The organism is Bacillus sp. 5B6, assembly GCF_000259405.1.
GTDB lineage: Bacteria > Bacillota > Bacilli > Bacillales > Bacillaceae > Bacillus > Bacillus velezensis.
Genome location: NZ_AJST01000001.1, coordinates 2778108 through 2794186 on the forward strand (window position 1 = coordinate 2778108; position 16079 = coordinate 2794186).

General features: G+C 46.3%; 16 protein-coding genes and 1 pseudogene. 10 read left to right on the forward strand and 7 right to left on the reverse strand.

Translation table 11 applies throughout. From position 1 onward, the window contains the following. Positions 1-8: 8 nt before the first annotated feature. Positions 9-1172 (reverse strand): iron-containing alcohol dehydrogenase, encoded by a 1164-nt coding sequence (locus tag MY7_RS13150; protein WP_007613385.1) that lies wholly within the window; start codon positions 1170-1172, stop codon positions 9-11. A gap of 230 nt (positions 1173-1402) precedes the next feature. On the opposite strand from MY7_RS13150, the gene MY7_RS13155 reads away from it, so the two are divergent. After that, positions 1403-1639 carry a DUF378 domain-containing protein gene (locus tag MY7_RS13155; RefSeq protein WP_003152104.1) on the forward strand — a complete coding sequence of 79 codons (237 nt, stop codon included), beginning with the start codon at positions 1403-1405 and terminating at the stop codon, positions 1637-1639. A gap of 51 nt (positions 1640-1690) precedes the next feature. Here the strand turns inward: MY7_RS13155 and yugI are convergent, their stop codons facing one another. The 3 genes from yugI to MY7_RS13170 form a co-directional block, all read right to left on the reverse strand. Continuing rightward, the gene (gene yugI / locus MY7_RS13160) at positions 1691-2083 is read right to left on the reverse strand and encodes a S1 domain-containing post-transcriptional regulator GSP13 (protein ID WP_007613394.1); all 393 of its coding nucleotides are present in this window, start codon (positions 2081-2083) and stop codon (positions 1691-1693) included. A gap of 197 nt (positions 2084-2280) precedes the next feature. Continuing rightward, a complete protein-coding gene (locus MY7_RS13165) occupies positions 2281-3450 on the reverse strand; it encodes an aminotransferase (protein WP_003152100.1) in 1170 nt (389 codons plus the stop codon). Continuing rightward, a complete protein-coding gene (locus MY7_RS13170; protein ID WP_003152098.1) occupies positions 3451-3951 on the reverse strand; it encodes an Lrp/AsnC family transcriptional regulator in 501 nt (166 codons plus the stop codon). A gap of 152 nt (positions 3952-4103) precedes the next feature. Here MY7_RS13170 and MY7_RS13175 point away from each other — a divergent pair, with 152 nt between their 5' ends. Next, complete coding sequence (locus MY7_RS13175) at positions 4104-4925, forward strand: alpha/beta fold hydrolase (protein WP_007613395.1); 822 nt, start codon at positions 4104-4106, stop codon at positions 4923-4925. Positions 4926-4950: 25 nt separating this feature from the next. On the opposite strand, the gene MY7_RS13180 is transcribed toward MY7_RS13175, so the two are convergent. Continuing rightward, a complete protein-coding gene (locus MY7_RS13180) occupies positions 4951-5211 on the reverse strand; it encodes a DUF1871 family protein (protein ID WP_003152094.1) in 261 nt (86 codons plus the stop codon). 86 nt (positions 5212-5297) lie between these two features. Between MY7_RS13180 and MY7_RS13185 the strand changes: the two genes are divergently transcribed. The 3 genes and pseudogenes from MY7_RS13185 to MY7_RS13195 all read left to right on the forward strand — a co-directional run bounded on the left by MY7_RS13185 (position 5298) and on the right by MY7_RS13195 (position 8303). Beyond that, the gene (locus MY7_RS13185) at positions 5298-6461 is read left to right on the forward strand and encodes a MalY/PatB family protein (RefSeq protein WP_007613397.1); all 1164 of its coding nucleotides are present in this window, start codon (positions 5298-5300) and stop codon (positions 6459-6461) included. 122 nt (positions 6462-6583) lie between these two features. Beyond that, positions 6584-7867 (forward strand): sensor histidine kinase, encoded by a 1284-nt coding sequence (locus MY7_RS13190; protein ID WP_007613398.1) that lies wholly within the window; start codon positions 6584-6586, stop codon positions 7865-7867. Between the two features lie 47 nt (positions 7868-7914). Continuing rightward, positions 7915-8303: pseudogene (locus MY7_RS13195) on the forward strand (kinase-associated lipoprotein B). A gap of 23 nt (positions 8304-8326) precedes the next feature. On the opposite strand, the gene kapD reads toward MY7_RS13195, so the two are convergent. Then, positions 8327-8944, reverse strand: coding sequence for a 3'-5' exonuclease KapD (gene kapD / locus MY7_RS13200; RefSeq protein WP_003152084.1), 618 nt, complete (start codon positions 8942-8944; stop codon positions 8327-8329). A 150-nt stretch (positions 8945-9094) separates the two neighbouring features. Between kapD and MY7_RS13205 the strand changes: the two genes are divergently transcribed. The 3 genes from MY7_RS13205 to MY7_RS13215 all read left to right on the forward strand — a co-directional run bounded on the left by MY7_RS13205 (position 9095) and on the right by MY7_RS13215 (position 12738). Beyond that, on the forward strand, positions 9095-10339 hold the full coding sequence (locus MY7_RS13205; protein ID WP_007613401.1) for a multidrug efflux MFS transporter: 1245 nt from the start codon (positions 9095-9097) through the stop codon (positions 10337-10339). Between the two features lie 89 nt (positions 10340-10428). Then, positions 10429-12303: a transglycosylase domain-containing protein gene (locus MY7_RS13210; protein ID WP_139325672.1), complete on the forward strand. Its 1875-nt coding sequence runs from the start codon at positions 10429-10431 to the stop codon at positions 12301-12303. Between the two features lie 21 nt (positions 12304-12324). Further along, the gene (locus MY7_RS13215; protein WP_007408661.1) at positions 12325-12738 is read left to right on the forward strand and encodes a thiol-disulfide oxidoreductase DCC family protein; all 414 of its coding nucleotides are present in this window, start codon (positions 12325-12327) and stop codon (positions 12736-12738) included. 14 nt (positions 12739-12752) lie between these two features. Here MY7_RS13215 and MY7_RS13220 read toward each other — a convergent pair whose 3' ends face one another. After that, complete coding sequence (locus MY7_RS13220; protein ID WP_007613405.1) at positions 12753-13310, reverse strand: YufK family protein; 558 nt, start codon at positions 13308-13310, stop codon at positions 12753-12755. A gap of 174 nt (positions 13311-13484) precedes the next feature. Between MY7_RS13220 and malK the strand changes: the two genes are divergently transcribed. Then, positions 13485-15086: a malate sensor histidine kinase MalK gene (gene malK / locus MY7_RS13225; RefSeq protein ID WP_029326022.1), complete on the forward strand. Its 1602-nt coding sequence runs from the start codon at positions 13485-13487 to the stop codon at positions 15084-15086. Further along, the gene (locus tag MY7_RS13230; RefSeq protein WP_029326021.1) at positions 15079-15786 is read left to right on the forward strand and encodes a response regulator; all 708 of its coding nucleotides are present in this window, start codon (positions 15079-15081) and stop codon (positions 15784-15786) included. Before malK ends, MY7_RS13230 begins: the two co-directional genes overlap by 8 nt. Positions 15787-16079: the final 293 nt, after the last annotated feature.

The following is a 16079-nucleotide window of genomic DNA, read 5'->3' on the forward strand; positions in this document are numbered from 1 at the left end:
TTATGTTATTACAATGATGCTTTCAGTATCGCAAGCACGTCTTCTTTCTGCAGTGACTTGAATTGTCCGAATGCCCCGTTTGCCATCGCTTTATCTGCAATCGTATCCAGCTTCTCATCAGAAATATCATAATCAGCGAGTCTGTTCGGAGCGCCGAGGCTCGTCCAGAAATCAGACAGCTTGCTGATTCCTTCAAGTGCGATCTCTTCATCTGATTTGCCTGTCTCGTCAATATCAAAGACACGGACGGCAAGCTGTTTAAAGCGGGCCGGATTTTCTTTAAGCACATGTCTCATCCAGTTCGGGAACAGAATCGCTAAACCTCCGGCGTGCGGTATATCGTAAACCGCTGATACCGCATGCTCGATGTTGTGTGTGGCCCAATCCCCTCTTGCGCCCATTGACAGCATTCCGTTTAATGCGATCGTGCCTGTATATAAAATCGTCTCACGAAGCTCGTAGTTCTCCAGATCATTGACCAGCTTCGGCGCTGTTTCAATCACCGTGCGCAGAAGTGATTCACACATCCGGTCCTGATACGGCGTGTTTGACGTGTGGTGGAAATATTGTTCAAACACATGGCTCATCATATCGACCATGCCGTAAATGGTGTGGTCTTTCGGAACGGTAAATGTGTTTACCGGATCGAGAATAGAGAATTTAGGGTAAACGAGCGGGCTCCCCCATCCGTATTTCTCTTGCGTCTCCCAGTTTGTGATGACTGATCCGGAGTTCATCTCTGAACCGGTTGCCGCAAGGGTCAGCACTGTTCCGAACGGCAGCGCTTCTTTCGGCTGGTGTTTTTTCGTGACGATATCCCACGCGTCGCCGTCATATTTAGCGCCCGCCGCAATGGCTTTCGTGCAGTCAATGACACTTCCGCCGCCGACGGCCAATAAGAAATCGATGCTGTTTTCTTTACAGAGCGCAACACCTTTGTTCACCGTTGAGACACGCGGATTCGGCTCTACGCCTGCCAATTCATGTACGGTAACTCCTGCTTTTTTCAGCAGTTCGGTTACTTGATCATAAAGACCGCTGCGCTTAATGCTGCCGCCCCCGTATACGAGCAGTACGTTCTTTCCGTACGGCTTGATTTCTTCAGGAAGTTTTTCGACCTCTCCCTTTCCGAAAATCAATTTGGTCGGATTCCAATATGTAAAGTTTTGCATGACATCTCCTCCTTTGGATTTATATTATGCAGAAAGATGACATTCAATGTAAAGCAATCCGCTTTTTTGACGGCACATCACACGGTTTACAGGCAGCGGCTTCCCGGGAAAGGCACTTGTACAGCTTGAGACAGTGTGTAATTTACACAGCGGAGAATGTAGTATGCATAGATTCTTTGCTTTGTCACAATCTATAACTGTTTCACGAATTCATAGAGGAGGTTGTTTACATGAGTGTTATTCAGCGTATCTGTCTCGTATTAACGATTATCGGCGCTATTAACTGGGGACTGATCGGATTTTTCCAATTTGATTTAGTAGCAGCCATCTTCGGCGGCCAAGGATCAGCTCTGTCGCGGATTATTTACGGTCTTGTCGGCATCGCCGGTCTGATCAATCTCGGCCTGCTGTTTAAGCCGAACGAAGAAACATCCCGCGAGGAAGCGGCAAATCCGGAAGTCAGATAAACAAACATAAAAAAAGCACCGAACATACATATCCGGTGCTTTTTTTGATGATTATTTTTTGATAAGGTCTTTGCGGTTGGACTGTTCAATCCACTCTTCAAGCTTATCTTTCAATGTGTTGAAACCTTGCGGAGCAGATGTTTCTTCAGAAGTTTGAGCCGCTTTCGGTTTTCTTGGTTTGCTTTCTTTTCTTTCAGGCGCCGCTTGAGTCGCACGGATAGAAAGGCTGATTTTGCCTTTTTCTTCGTCAACCGCAAGTACTTTTACTTGTACTTCGTCACCGATTGAAAGGTGCTCGTTAATGTCTTTTACGAAACCGTGAGTGACTTCAGAAATGTGAACAAGTCCTTGAGTTTCTTCATCTAATGCAACAAACGCACCATACGCTTGTAATCCTGTTACTTTACCAGTGTAAACACTGCCCACTTCAAATTTTGCTGCCATTCATAACAACTCCTAAGTTAAATTAAATACAGATTATACGCAATTTAAAATTATATCATACAAGTTTGTTTTACGCAAAGAGAACTTTTTTACATGATCATGTTTAAGCACAGATAAAGGGGGGTATACTATGATTACGAAGGCTTTCTAGTATTCCCCCCCTTTTATTTGGATGCGAACCCGGTTCGTATCTTTTTTTATGCCCTTTTTTCAACAAACCGTTTGATTCTGACGAGCGCTTCCTGAATCTGCTCAATGGATGTCGCATAGGAACATCTGATGTAGCCTTCGCCGCTCGGGCCGAATACATTCCCCGGAACGACGGCTACTTTTTCTTCAATGAGCAGCTGTTCCGCGAATTCTTCTGAACTCATGCCGGTCGACTGAATGGAAGGAAAGGCGTAAAATGCTCCGCCGGGGTGGTGGCAGCCGAGTCCGATTTCGTTCAATGTCTCCACAATCAGGTTTCGGCGTCTCCGATAGCTTTTCTTCATTCTTTCGACGTCTTCCTGGCCGTTTTTCAGCCCTTCAAGCGCCGCGTACTGAGCCATGGAAGGCGCGCACATCATCGCGTGCTGATGAATTTTGAGCATGGCATCCCTGATTACGGGAGGCGCCGCCGTAAATCCGAGTCTCCATCCCGTCATGGCAAATGCTTTGGAGAAGCCGGAAATCAAAATCGTCCGCTCCTTCATGCCGCGGATGGCCCCCATGCTCGTGAATGGCTCATCATACGTCAGCTCGGCATAAATTTCATCGGCAAGCACGATCAAGTCGTGTTTTTCAGCGAAAGCAGCGATGGATTCAAGCTCTTCTTTCGAATAGACGGAACCTGTCGGATTTGACGGCGAGCATAGAAGCAGCGCTTTTGTTTTGTCCGTCAGGGCCGCTTCAAAATCGGCGGCTGATGCTTTGAAACCTTTTGCAGCGACAGTCTGAATCGGCACCGGCTTCGCCCCCGTCAGGGTCACGAGTGATTCATATGCGACAAAACACGGTTCGGGAATTAACATTTCCTCTCCAGGATTCATAATGGCGCGGACAGCGAGATCAAGCGCCTGGCTTGCCCCTACAGTAACGATCAGTTCACTGTCAGGCGAATAACTCAGGCCGAACCGCTGATCTAAGTAGCGGCTGATTTCTTCTCTCAGTTCATAAAGACCCGCATTTGCCGTATAAGCCGTATACCCCTGTTCTAAAGAAAGAATACTCGCTTCCCTCACGTTCCAGGCCGTCACAAAGTCAGGCTCTCCTACTCCTAGTGAAATGACGCCTTCCATCGTAGCGGCCAGATCAAAGAACTTGCGGATGCCTGACGGTTTAATCTGCTGCACGTAGTCAGATAAATAAGAAGTCTTCGTTTCCATTTACGGAGACACCACGATTCTTTTGTCATCGTCTCCGCTTTCAAAGACTTTGCCGTCATGCTTATATTTTTTCAGGATGAAGTGCGTTGTCGTGGAAACGACAGACTCAAGGGTGGACAATTTTTCAGACACGAAGCTTGCCACGTCTGACATCGTGTTGCCGCGAATAACGACAGATAAGTCATACACCCCTGACATCAGGTACACTGATTCAACTTCCTGGAATCTGTATATCCGCTCAGCGACTTCATCAAAGCCGACATTTCGTTTCGGAGTGACTTTTACGTCAATCATCGCCGTGACGCCTTCCAAACCGTCGACTTTGCGCCAGTCGATCATCGCCGCATAATCAATGATGACTTTTTCCTTTTCAAGCTTTTCAATGATGCTTTTGACTTCTTCAGCGGGAATGTTTGCCATTTTCGCAATCGTTTCCGCATCAACGCGGCTGTTTTCGTCTAAAATTTCTAATATTTCTGTTTCTTTTTCGGTCAGCTTCATACGTTTCACACCTTTGCATTATCAAAAATCTTCATGACATTATATCACGATTTTCGACAAATGCTAAGAAAAACCCGAAAGAAACCAGAGCTAAAATCTGACAATCAAAAAAGCCTTTACATTACAACAAAGAAAGGACGGCGAAGGCTCTCATGGAAGCTGTTTCACCGATTAAACGGGCTGCGATAGACGGAGTTGAGCTGTATTACGAGCATTATGAAAATCCCGGCAGACAGACACTCGTCTGCGTACACGGTTTTTTATCTTCGGCATTCAGCTTCAGAAAACTGATCCCGCTGCTCAGAAACCATTATGATATTATCGCCGTTGACCTGCCTCCTTTCGGGCAATCGGAAAAGTCACGGACTTTCGTATATACTTACGCAAACCTCGCCAAGCTTCTGATCGGACTTCTGGAAAAGCTCGGTATCAGCCGGGCCGCACTCATCGGCCATTCAATGGGCGGCCAGATTTCCTTATCCGCGTCTCTTCTCAGACCCGAGCTTTTTTCTAAAATCGTCCTGCTGTGCAGCTCGGGGTATTTAAAGCGCTCGCACCCGTCGATTATATTCGGGACGCATCTGCCTTGTTTTGACCTGTATCTTAAGTATTGGCTTTCAAAAGACGGCGTGCTGAACAACCTGTTAAATGTCGTTCACGACCGAACGCTTATCGATCAGGAAATGATTGAAGGTTACGAAAAACCATTTACAGACCGCCAGATTTTCAAAGCGATGACAAGGTTTATCAGACACAGGGAGGGCGATTTAAAGCCCGAGGATTTGAAGAAAGTGCAAAACCCCGCTCTTTTAATCTGGGGAGAAGAAGACCGGGTCGTTCCGGTCTCAGTCGGAAAACGGCTTCATGACGACCTGCCGGATTCCATTCTGTATTCACTCAAGGATACGGGACACCTCGTACCCGAAGAGCGCCCGGAGTTTGTTTCGGAGCGGATTTTTGAATTTATTCAATAAAAAAAACCGGCGGAACCGCCGGTTTTTAAGGGGTGCAGGAGCTGCTTTCTTTTATGAACAGAAGCTGCTCGGCGGCCTTTTGGCAGCCTTCGATCGGAAGCTTTTGCTCAAATGAAGCTTCAAAGATATCCTGAATGGCTGCTGCCAGCTTGTCGGCACGGTCTTCACTGTAGACGGCCTGAACGATGTCGACAGCTTCTGTCTCATAAAAATCTTCTCCATATTTAAACGGGTCCCACTTGGCAATGATTTTCATCATTTCCATGACCGCTTGGCTTTCTTCCATTTTCATCACCGCTTATAATAAAGTTTGCAATTCTATTTTATCATAGATACGCTGTGCAAAATAATGATACTACAGGAGTGACATACATGAACTTTGATCTTCGAGAAAACCGTCTTGGCACACAATCGGTGAAATGGGACAAGGCGGAAGCGTTATTCGGCGTATCAGATGCGCTTCCGATGTGGGTTGCCGATATGGATTTCCGCGCTCCCGAAGCGGTCACTGACGCCTTAAAAGCCCGCCTTGACCACGGCATATTCGGTTACACGTCTCCTGACGAAAACACAAGAGAAGCCGTCGCTTCATGGCTTGAGACTCGGCACGGCTACCGGCCTGATCCCGCAAGCATCGCGTTCAGTCCCGGTGTTGTCACGGCAATCAGCATGGCCGTACAAGCCTTTACCGAACCAGGCGATCCGGTGTTGATTCAATCACCGGTGTATACGCCTTTTTATCAGATGATCAAGGAAAACAAACGGCAGGTTTTACATAACCCATTACGGGAAGAAAACGGCGTCTACTGCATGGATTTTGAGGATCTTGAGAAAAAGCTGAGCGATTCTGAGGTCAAGCTGATGATTCTTTGTAATCCCCACAATCCGTCCGGCAGAGCGTGGAGCCGGGATGAGCTTATGAAGCTTGGATCGCTGTGCGCCGCCCATAACGTCACCGTCGTTTCTGACGAGATACATTCCGACTTGATGCTGTACGGAAAGCCGCATACGCCTTTTGCTTCTCTGTCTGAGGAGTTTGCGCGGATTTCCGTTACTTGTGTCGCGCCGAGCAAGACGTTTAATATTGCCGGTATTCAGGCATCCGCCATTATCATTCCCGATCGGTATAAGCGGGCGAAATTCTCCGCCGCATTGCATCAGAACGGGATTTCCAGCCTCAACACATTTGCGGTTGCAGCAATCGAAGCGGCCTATACAAAGGGAGGCCCTTGGCTTGACGCGCTGATTCCTTACATTGAAGGGAATATGAAATTGGCTGAGGACTTTTTAAGAAAAGAATTGCCGAAAGTCCGTATGATGAAGCCTGACGCTTCCTATTTGATCTGGATGGATTTCAGCGAATACGGATTTTCGGATGCCGAGCTCAAAGAAAGAATGCTCAAAAAAGGGAAAATCATATTAGAGCCGGGAACAAAATACGGACCGGGCGGCGAAGGATTTATGAGACTTAATGTCGGCTGTTCAGCCGCCGCCGTAAAAGAAGGGCTTGAGAGAATGAAAGCAGCGCTCGCTTAGCAGCGGAAAGAACGCCTTTATCAGATGAGATAAGGGCGTTCGCTTTAGAGAAATATATACTTTTTTTTCCGGTAAAGATGTTATAATAGATTCATATTTACATAGGAAAGGATTTCGCATAAATGGAGATTGTAAAGGATTACCTGCTTCACTTCTCTTTTATTCTATTCCCTATTTTTCTTTATCAAGTCTTCTGGCTCAGTAAGCCCGATTTGCTTGTGCCGAGAGCGAACCGCCTGCTGGTCGCCGTATTTGCAGCGTCATCTTCCTTATTATGTACGGCTTTTCCCATCCAGGAGCTTCATTCCGTCCGTTACGGTTTGCAGCTGATTCCCATTATCGTCTGCCTGCTTTATTCCGGTACCGCCGCAGGACTTGCCGCAGGGGCGGCATCCGTTTTTTTTCAGCTCATATGGTTTGAACCTTCCGCTCTGTTTTTCTTATCCTTAATTCCTTTTTTAATCATCATCCCTATCCAGCTCCAAACGAAATGGCCTTTTTTTTCAAAGCGGAAGAAGCTGTTTTTCGCTCTTCTCATCGGCTGCACTGAAACCGCCTTATTAACCGCATCTGTCTTCATCTATTCCGCGACCAATATTTTCAATTTTCAAAATCCATCTTCCGTTTATTATGAGGCGGCAGTATCTGTTTTTTTTCAAGTCAGCTCCCTTTTGCTGTGCATTTATTTGATTGAGATCATCGATGAGAATGCATCCATGCGGGCAAGGCTGATTCACTCAGAAAAAATGGCCGTCGTCAGCGAGCTTGCGGCAAGCGTCGCCCATGAAGTCCGCAATCCGCTTACGGTCGTCAGAGGTTTTGTGCAGCTGCTGTTCAGCGGCGAGCAGCTTCAGGACAAATCCCACTCCGGATATCAGAAACTTGTGCTGTCCGAACTTGACCGGGCTCAGACGATCATTACGAATTATCTCGATATGGCGAAGCAGGATGACTATGAAAAAGAAAAGTTTGATATTTCTCTGCTCGTAAAGGAAACAGGTTCCTTAATGGAGTCTTATGCCCATTTTAAATCGGTGACCGTGACTGTTCAAAGCGAGCCTGATTTATATGTGTTCGGCGATGTAAAAAAACTGAAACAGGCCTTCATTAATCTGATTAAAAACAGTATTGAAGCCGTGCCCTCTGAAAACGGCCGAATCGAGGTCTCCGTCCAAAAACAGGAAGAGATGATTCTCATTCAGATTACGGATAACGGAATCGGCATGTCCGATGAAGAACTGCAGAAACTCGGCAAACCGTATTATACGCTGAAAACGAACGGCACCGGGCTCGGGCTTACCGTGACATTCTCGATTATTCAGCATCATGAAGGCTCCGTCTATTTCACCAGCGGCGAGCACTCGGGCACAACGGCCTCAGTCAGGCTTCCGGCAGCTGTTCACTAGCCAACCGCGTTGATCTTTTATAGAATAACTAGAGAGAGGTGAACGCTATGAATACGTTTGAAATCGGCACAATCGTAAAAGGGTTTTATAAAACAGGAGCATACATAGGGGAAGTGACAGACGTCAGGCCCAATCACTATTTAGTGAAAAGGTTAAAGCCGTTCTGACGCATCCCGCTCAAGGAGATCTTCATCATCCGAAGCAGGCGGATGTTCCGTTTTTTCATGAAAGAAGAGCGCTTGCATTCGGGGAACAGACAAACATACCGCATCAGATGGTCAAACCGTTTGATGGCGAGGTGCCTGATTATACGGCCTCCTTACAAGCGGCGTCTGCCCGGCTGAAAGATCAGCTTACAGCGGACGGCTCAGAATGGGCGGAACGTTCGCTTACCAACTTGGCCGCGTTAGAGCGTGACTATTTTAAAAGAACTTGACCCAGTCGGCATGATTGGGTTTTTTACGTGGCCCGGCGAAACAGTTCAGTCAGATCGACGCGATCACCGATCGTCGGAGGTTTCGGTTTTTCAAGATATTGTTTATCCCGCTCGACAAGCTTGAATAATTTGTATGTCGTCCGCGCATCATCCAGCGCTTTATGATGCGTGCCCGTCCCTTTATCGCCATACTCTTCTGCCGCTTTCCAAAGGCCGGTCAATGTTCTGTCACCGAAGAAGTTTTTGTATTCAAGGGACAGATCCCGAAGCTCTCCTTTGAACGGAAAAGGGATGTGGTTAAACATGCAATTTTGCTTTAACACTTTCATATCCATATTGCCCCAGGTGACGATCGTGCAGTTTTTATCAGGATCAAGCTCATTTAATTTGCGGATGAATTCATTAAACGTGATTCCGCCGTCCACGTCTTTTTGGGTGATGTTCAGAAAGGTTTTGCATCGTTTCGTCAGCTTCGGAAATTTTTTCGGTTTGATATAACTCGAAAACGTTTCAGTCACTTCATCATTCACCGTCTTGACAATTCCCGCTTCAATAATTTCGGGAAAGAAATTTTGCGGGCTGTATTTTCCGTCAGGCATTGTAAATTCAAAATCAATAATGAGCAGACTGCGCTGATCCACTTTTTTACACCTGCCTTTCCTCCAATCAAAAATGATATTTTATGATAGTATATCAGTTTCCCCTCTGAAACTTTCTTCATTTTCTAAAAATAATGAATTTTCCTATATCCGCATCGAAAATACAAATACCGGATTCATTCCTATATACTTATGATTAGACACACGAAAAGTAAAGAAGGTGATGTTATTTCTGTCCGTAAGAAGAACTTCGTCGTCATTTGGATTACAAATTTCTTTATTTCCGCCAGCATGACCATGATTGTTCCGTTTCTTTCGTTATATATCGAAACGATCAGCCCCCATTCGGGCGGGTATGTGCAGAGATGGAGCGGGTATGTGTTCGGCGTCACGTTTTTAATGGCGTTTGTGATTTCCCCGTTTTGGGGAAGATTCGGCGATAAGCGCGGCTACAAAAAAATTCTCTTGATTACAGGAACCGGCATTGCCGTCAGCATTTTATTGATGGGGTTTGTGACATCCGTTTATCAGCTGTTTGTCCTGCGGCTGCTTATGGGTCTAGTAACAGGCTTTGTTCCGACATCGCTTGCCATGATTTCGGCGCAGACGCCGAAAGAGACTGCCGGGAAAACGCTCGGCACGCTGCAGATGGGTCAGGTGTCAGGCACTTTATTCGGGCCGATGCTGGGCGGGCTGCTCGCTGACAGCTTCGGGTTTACGTACACATTTTTTATTACGTCTTTTGTCATTTTCGCATCTGTGCTTCTCGTTTTATTTCAGGTGAATGAGCAGCCGCTCGGCGAGAAACAAAATAAGCAGAAAACCTACTCCAGAAAACAGGTGCTCTCTTATATTTTTCACCAGCCCGCGCTTTGGGCGATGATGGTGCTTACTATGATCGTGCAGACCGGCAATTTCAGTATTCAGCCGCTGCTCGCTTTATATGTCAATGAGCTGCACGGACCTGTTAATTTAGCTTTTTTCTCCGGAATGGCGTTTTCAGCGACCGGACTCGGAAGCTTATTGCTTGCCCGGAAATGGGGGGACTTCGGCGACCGCTTCGGCCACAGCCGGATCTTAATCGTGCTTTTGATTGCCTCAGCGGTGTTTTTCATTCCGCAGGCGCTCGCCTCCTCCCTCTCCATTCTGTTAGTCTTCAGATTTTTGTTCGGCATGGTCATGGGCGGCACGCTCCCCTGCATTACGGCCGCGATCCGCGTCAGGGCGCCGGGCAGCATCCAGGGAGAGGTGCTCGGCTATAACGTCAGCTTTCGTTTTCTCGGAAATGTGCTCGGTCCTCTGCTCGGAGGTGCGGTCTCGAGCGGTTTTTCCATTTCGGCTGCTTTCTACGTCACCGCCTTTCTCTTTTTAATAGGCGCGGGGCTTTTATGGATGGCGGGACATCTGCAAAAGGATACAGCGTCAAATGCGGGCTGACCGGCAGCGATCACGATTTCTTCTAAATTTAACCTTCTCGTATTCTTAAAAGAATGATACGATATGGCTAGAAATCAGGAGAAAAGAGAGTGACCATGGTACGTAAAATAATCGGATGGATTTTGCTGCTCGGCATTATCCCGTTGTGTGCATTTACAGTTATTGCTTCCGGCAAAGAGGTAAAACAAATCAAGCCTTTTGATCAGGTGCTCGATAAACATATTGATTTAAAAGCGATCAACCTGGTTCAAAACAGTTACATGTATGACAGGGACGGAAGCCTTGTTTCTGAAATTGTCAGCGATCATGAGAACCGCGTGATCGTGCCCTTTAATAAAATACCGAATGAGGTAAAACAGCTGTTTTTAACCTCTGAAGACCGTCATTTTTATGAGCATAAAGGGTTTGACTTTATGGGGATGGTCAGGGCGGCCGCCTCCAATTTCAAAGATCATAAAATTGACCAGGGCGCCAGCACCATCACCCAGCAGCTGGCAAGGAATGTGTATTTAAGCCATGAACGCACCTTCAGCCGAAAACTGACGGAGCTGGCCTATTCCTATCAGCTTGAGAAAAAATACAGCAAAGATGAGATTTTAGAAGGCTACTTAAATACGATTTATTTTAATAACGGCGTATACGGTGTCGGTTCGGCGGCACAATTTTATTTCAGCAAGCCGCTGAAATCTCTCACTTTGGGAGAAATGGCCTTTATCTGCGCCATCCCTAATAACCCTACATTATATGATCCTCTCAAGCATTTTGATTATACGAAAAAACGACAAGTCAGATTGCTTAACGGATTAAAAAAAGCAGGCGTTATATCCGGGAAACAGCTGAAAAAAGCCGAAAAGGAAAAGATCAAGCTTGATATAAACGAAAAAACAAATAAATATCCTGACTATGTTTCCTATGTAAATGATGAATTCACACAGCTTGTTTCATCATCCGAAGGCTATGACAAACGTCTTGAAAAAGCTTCCGGAAAGGCGAAACAAAAAATACAGAGTGAGCTTTCAGACAGAGTCAGCACATTGTTAAAAGACGGCGTGAAGATTTATACGGCGCTGAATCCGTATATGCAAAACCAGGTCGTCGCCCAAGTGAATCAAAGTCTGCCGTATGCAGGCGTCCAAGGCGGAGCGGCCGTGATTAATCATCAGACACATCAGATTATCGCGCTTTCAGGCGGGAAAGATTATCATAAATATGATTTCAACCGCGCCTATCAGGCATACAGACAGCCCGGTTCATCCATTAAGCCGCTGCTTGATTACGGACCTTACATTGAAAAGACCGGCGCAACGCCACACAGCAAGATTGACGCAAGCAAATTCTGCAGTGCGGATTACTGCCCGCAGAACTATAATAACCGCACGTACGGCACAGTCACGCTGGAAACGGCGTTTAAATACTCGTACAACACACCGGCCATCAGAATCATGGACCGCGTCGGCGTCAATAAGGCGTTCAGCTACCTTGAACCGTTTCATTTCGCGAAGCTGGTCAGCGCGGATTACCGTCTGCCTGCGGCGCTTGGCGGTTTTACAAACGGCATGACGCCGCTTGAAATGACCAATGCGTACACCACGTTCGGCAACAACGGCGTTTATACGCCGAGTCACGCGATTACAAAAGTGACTGATTTAAAAGGAAAAACGATATTAAAATGGAAAGATGAGCCGACGCAGGTATTCAGCGTGCGGACTAACATGCAGATCAAAGAAATGATGAAAGCCGTCGTCAAAAGCGGTACAGGAAAAAAAGCGAACTTTAAAGCTCCGTACGTCGGCGGAAAATCAGGAACGTCAAATGACTATCACGATATGTGGTTTGTCGGCCTGACGGACGCTTATACGATGGGGGTATGGGTCGGCAAGGATACACCGTCAAGCGTCGAATACCTTCATGACGCAAGCCCTCAGCTTTCGATCTGGAAAAACACGCTGCAGGCAGCTTATTAAAGATAACGGAGGGGATCCGCTTTGAAACCAGCTCAGCTTCCGGATCGCGTGCTTTTGTTTGACGGCGTCTGCAACTTATGCAACGGCGCCGTTCAATTCATCATTAAACGCGATCCGGCCGGCAAAATCTCATTTGCATCATTGCAATCAGATACCGCCCGGGAGCTTTTGGCATCAGAAGGACTTCCGACAGAACAATTTGACAGCATGATTTTTATCGAAAACGGGCGGATATACAAAAAATCCGCAGCCGTGTTAAAGGTTTCCCGTCATCTCCGCGGAGCCTGGCGGCTGTCAGCGGTTTTTTTCGCAGTGCCCCGCCCCCTCAGGGACAGAGCCTATTCTTTCATCGCCCGGCGGCGTTACAAATGGTTCGGAAAAAGGGAAGCATGCATGCTCCCCTCCCCTGAGATCAAAAATAGATTTCTGTCTTAACAAAAATGGCTAGCTTACACAGGTAAGCTAGCCATTATGCTATTATAAAGCTTGATAAAGATGTACAAAATACCGATAACAAAAGTAAACCAAAACAGAATCTCAAGCAATATAAAACCGATCAGCGAAACGATAGAGAGTGTCGAATAGATTCTGTACACCATGAAAATCAAATAAACGAGCGTAACAACGGCAAATAACGCCGCAATCCAAAAACCATTCTGCACGAGCGCAAAGGAAAGAATTCCTCCGCCTACATAAATTAAAGAGCCTAATCTGATTTTTTTCAGATTGTCCCCCTCAGGGTCATTTGTGAAAAACAAAAGAGACAGCTCTGTCACTGTGTTTGCAATCAGCTTCAAAGCCGAAAAAAGCATAAAAAACACAAGGGCGAACGCTGCAAAAAGCGCCAGTCTGATCCCTTTCTCAGAGAAATAATCCAGCATCCCCTGATACATGCCGAGCGTCTGAAGTATCTTCATGACATAAAGCGAGGTAGAAATGGATAATGACGAACTAAAAAGCAGAATCGCAACGAGCGGAAAATAACCCGTCCAATAAGTATTTTTCATATAAAAAGTCCCTTTCTGTAATCTACCTCACTTATTATGGAGGACTTAAAACACATTGACAAGATAAAAAATTCCATTTTTCCTCACTTTTACGAAATAAGGGCCTGATCTTCACAAACCGGCTTTTTCGGAGTAAAGTAGAACGCGGGAATGATAAACGTAAGGAAGGCTGTTATGAAAAAAACATTAAAATTGCAAACCCGATTAACGATATTCGTCTGTATTGTCGTCCTTATCGCACTTTGTATCACCTTTTTCACGATCAGCGTCCAGACCGCAGACCGCGTGAAAGAAGAAGAACGGACAACCGCGCTGCGCACCGCAAAGCTGGTCGCGGAAACACCGAGTGTCGCGCAGGCATTGCAAACAAGAAAAGGGCTGAAAGAGCTCCGGGATTATACATTAGACGTCCAGCATACGACAGGAACCGAATTTGTCGTGGTGATGGATATGAACAGCATCCGCCTCACCCACCCCGACGCAAATAAAATCGGGAAGAAATTCACCGGCGGAGACGAACAGCCGGCGATGCACGGCCATATCAAAACGAGCACATCAGCGGGAACTCTCGGAAAATCCATGAGAGCCTTCGTACCCATCTATGGAAAAGATAAAAAACAAGTGGGCGTCGTTTCGGTCGGAATTTCGCTTAACAAAATACAGGATGTCGTCAGCCACAGTTTGAGACCGCTTTATTTCATCATCTGCGTAAGTATTTTTGTCGGCGTCATCGGAGCCGTCATTGTCGCCCGCACCGTCAAAAACATTATGTACGGTCTTGAGCCTTATGAAATCGCCACCCTCCTGGAAGAGCGGAGCGCCATGCTCGAATCAACGAAGGAAGGCATTCTGGCGGTTGACGCGCGGGGAAAAATCAAGCTCGCCAATGCGGAAGCGAAACGGCTTTTTATTAAAATGGGTATTCCGACTAATCCGGTCGATCAAGATGTGAACGATATTCTCCCGAAAAGCCGGCTGAAACAGGTGATTGAAACGAAAAAACCGCTTCAGGACAGAGATATCCGCATTAACGGGCTTGAGCTGGTCTTTAATGAGGTTCCGATTCATCTGAAAGGACAAACCGTCGGAGCGATCGCCACGTTCAGGGACAAAACGGAGGTCAAACATTTAGCAGAACAGCTGTCCGGTGTTAAAATGTATGCAAACGCATTAAGAGCCCAGTCTCATGAATTCATGAATAAGCTTCATGTCATTTTAGGGCTTGTCCAGTTAAAAGAATACGATGATCTCGGCACTTACATTAAAGACATTGCCATTCAGCAGAAGACGGAAACAAGCGAGATTATAAGTGATGTCAAAAGTCCGGTTCTCGCAGGGTTTCTTCTAGGAAAACAAAGCTACATACGCGAGCAGGGCGCTGATCTGGACATTCAACTCGGCAGCCTGATCCCGAATGCGGCAGATCCGGCCGTCATCCATGAGCTCATTACGATTATCGGAAACCTGTTAAACAACGCGCTCGACGCGGTGGCGCAGATGCCGAAAAAAAACATTACGTGCTCGATGCGGTTTCAGGATCGCCAGCTTGATATAGAGATTACGGACACGGGAGCCGGAATGTCTGCGGCAGACCAAGCCCGTATTTTTGAACAAGGTTATTCCACGAAAGGGACAAACCGGGGGTTCGGCCTCTATTTCACCCAGCAGGCAACAGAAAATTTAAAAGGCCATATGATTGTGACAAGTGAAAAGAATGAAGGAACGACTTTCAGTCTTCGCATTCCGTATGAACCGAAGGAGGAAAATGATGATTAATGTACTTATAGTTGAAGACGACCCCATGGTGGGTGAATTAAATAAGCGCTATCTCAGCCAGATTGAAGGATTTCAGCTGAAAGGGATCGCATCATCCTTTCAAAGCGCGCTGCACGTGCTGAGCGAGCATCATATCGATCTCATCCTTCTTGACATTTACATGCCGGGAAAAAACGGGCTTGAGCTTTTAACGGAAATCCGCAAGCAGAATGAATCGGTTGATGTCATCGTCATTTCGGCCGCAAGCGAGCTGGACGTCATCAAAAAAACGCTTCGGTACGGCGCCGTCGATTATTTAATCAAACCATTTGAATTTGACCGCTTTCAAACCGCTCTTTCCGACTACAGACGCAAGCAGAAAGTTTATCAATCACACAGAAGCATGACACAGAAAGAATTGGATGCCGAGCTTTTTCAAAAGAAAGAAGCGGCGGAAAAGGTTCACCTTCCGAAGGGATTGACAAAAAGCACGCTTAAACTCATCTGGGCGAGCATTGAGTCTTTCGGCGACAGTTCTTTTACTACGGAAGATCTCGCCAAGCATACTGAAATCTCACAAGTCTCCATTCGGAAGTACCTTAAATTTCTGGAAGACATTCAAGTGCTGAATGTAGAGATGGCGTACGGCACAATCGGAAGGCCCGTCTTTCAATACCATATCAACACAGGCAATGTCAGCAGCATCAAACAATATTTATAATGTCAAAAAGCGCCGTTCCGCTGTGAACGGTGCTTTTTTACTGTCATATCCCGTGACAAAAGGCTTGAGATTCCTTTTTTGTATGCTATATAAGGATAATGACCTGGCTGATCCTCCTCTGTTTTATCCAGATGAGGAAGCCGATTCATAAAATTGATATTTTTTAAAAAATAAGCAAATTTCTATTTATTTATGGCGGGTAAAATGATAAATTATGAATGGTTAGCAGATCTTTTCAGGTAAGTCATAAGTCCCAAATCCGGAAGAGACAGCCGCTCAAGGCGGGAAAAAGA

Bases quoted from the DNA above. Each gene is read 5' to 3' on its own strand.
- MY7_RS13205 (WP_007613401.1), top strand. From the start codon at position 9,095: ATGATTAGACACACGAAAAGTAAAGAAGGTGATGTTATTTCTGTCCGT.
- MY7_RS13220 (WP_007613405.1), bottom strand. From the start codon at position 13,310: ATGAAAAATACTTATTGGACGGGTTATTTTCCGCTCGTTGCGATTCTG.
- MY7_RS13175 (WP_007613395.1), top strand. From the start codon at position 4,104: ATGGAAGCTGTTTCACCGATTAAACGGGCTGCGATAGACGGAGTTGAG.
- MY7_RS13230 (WP_029326021.1), top strand. From the start codon at position 15,079: ATGATTAATGTACTTATAGTTGAAGACGACCCCATGGTGGGTGAATTA.
- MY7_RS13180 (WP_003152094.1), bottom strand. From the start codon at position 5,211: ATGGAAGAAAGCCAAGCGGTCATGGAAATGATGAAAATCATTGCCAAG.
- MY7_RS13170 (WP_003152098.1), bottom strand. From the start codon at position 3,951: ATGAAGCTGACCGAAAAAGAAACAGAAATATTAGAAATTTTAGACGAA.
- malK (WP_029326022.1), top strand. From the start codon at position 13,485: ATGAAAAAAACATTAAAATTGCAAACCCGATTAACGATATTCGTCTGT.
- MY7_RS13150 (WP_007613385.1), bottom strand. From the start codon at position 1,172: ATGCAAAACTTTACATATTGGAATCCGACCAAATTGATTTTCGGAAAG.
- MY7_RS13185 (WP_007613397.1), top strand. From the start codon at position 5,298: ATGAACTTTGATCTTCGAGAAAACCGTCTTGGCACACAATCGGTGAAA.
- MY7_RS13190 (WP_007613398.1), top strand. From the start codon at position 6,584: ATGGAGATTGTAAAGGATTACCTGCTTCACTTCTCTTTTATTCTATTC.
- yugI (WP_007613394.1), bottom strand. From the start codon at position 2,083: ATGGCAGCAAAATTTGAAGTGGGCAGTGTTTACACTGGTAAAGTAACA.
- MY7_RS13165 (WP_003152100.1), bottom strand. From the start codon at position 3,450: ATGGAAACGAAGACTTCTTATTTATCTGACTACGTGCAGCAGATTAAA.
- MY7_RS13155 (WP_003152104.1), top strand. From the start codon at position 1,403: ATGAGTGTTATTCAGCGTATCTGTCTCGTATTAACGATTATCGGCGCT.